The organism is Candidatus Obscuribacterales bacterium (assembly GCA_036703605.1).
In the GTDB taxonomy this organism is placed as follows: Bacteria; Cyanobacteriota; Cyanobacteriia; order RECH01; family RECH01; genus RECH01.
Genome location: DATNRH010000073.1, coordinates 1 through 1,157 on the forward strand (window position 1 = coordinate 1; position 1,157 = coordinate 1,157).

Annotated in this window: 1 protein-coding gene; it reads left to right on the forward strand. The window is 50.0% G+C overall.

What is annotated here, in order from left to right:
* The first annotated feature begins 322 nt into the window (after positions 1-322).
* Complete coding sequence (locus V6D20_01640; protein HEY9814498.1) at positions 323-637, forward strand: hypothetical protein; 315 nt, start codon at positions 323-325, stop codon at positions 635-637.
* Positions 638-1,157: the final 520 nt, after the last annotated feature.

Sequence of the window (1,157 nt, forward strand, 5' to 3'; positions counted from 1 at the left end):
ACAATATTCCTAATGTCGAATACTAAGCCCTGCCGTAAGTGGTGGGGCTTTTTTTATGCCTTCTCCCCGGCCATTAGGCCACCTCTCCGCCGCCCTTCGGGGCGGTTTCTATTTATGGATTAGATATGGATTTGCAAACGATCAGCATTGTGATGTCGCTGCTCATGTGTGGCGCTTCGGTAGTTTGGGCGGCGTCCAAAATTAAGTCTACGGTAGACACGCATGGAAACGCTATAGGTGAGCTAAAGCGCCGCTTAGACGCACAAGAGCGGGCTATAACAGAGCACCACGGGCGTATCTCACGACTTGAGGGCTATAGGCCATGATGCTTAAACAGGGTGTTAATCCCCTAGGGATGAGACCTGAAATACTGATAGCTGCGATTGTGGCTAATGAAGTCTATGCGGTACAGGGGCACAACCTGGTAATCACATCCATTACCGATGGGAAACACGGCTCAGACTCATACCACTACAAAGGGATGGCCATAGACTGCCGCACCCATTATTTCAGCGGGCCTGATGAGATCATTAAGGTGGCAAGCTCCATCGTCGCAAGGCTCGGATCATTCTATGACGTAGTGATTGAGTCAGACCATATACATATCGAATTCGATGCAACCCGCGCACAAGCATGACAGCCTCCCGCATGGTAAGAGGCATTGTATAAGCCAGGAGACTCCAAGCCATATAACCGGCAATGGAGGAAGGCAAGAGCCATATACCTATCAGCAAGCCCTCTCTGTGTCATGTGCAAAGAGATGGGAAGAACAGTACCAGCCAACGTTGTCGACCACATCATCCCACACAAGGGAGATCAGCAACTGTTCTGGGATCGAAGCAACTGGCAGTCCCTATGTAAGAGATGCCACGACTCACACAAGCAAAGACAAGAGAAGTCCGGGGTATCACTAGGATGCCGACAGGATGGAACGCCTATAGACCCCAATCACCACTGGGCCAGATGACCGCCCCAAAATGGTGCGCCGCGTTTCACGACAAGGGGTGGGGCGGGTAAATCCTCACAGGGAACAGGGCGTTGACCGCTGCTCCCCTTTTCCCATGCTAAACCGTAACAATTTTTATTAACTTGGTATTTTTTATAGTATCAGTTAATAGAGGGACGTATTTCTATGTTGAGGATTAACCAACATACAC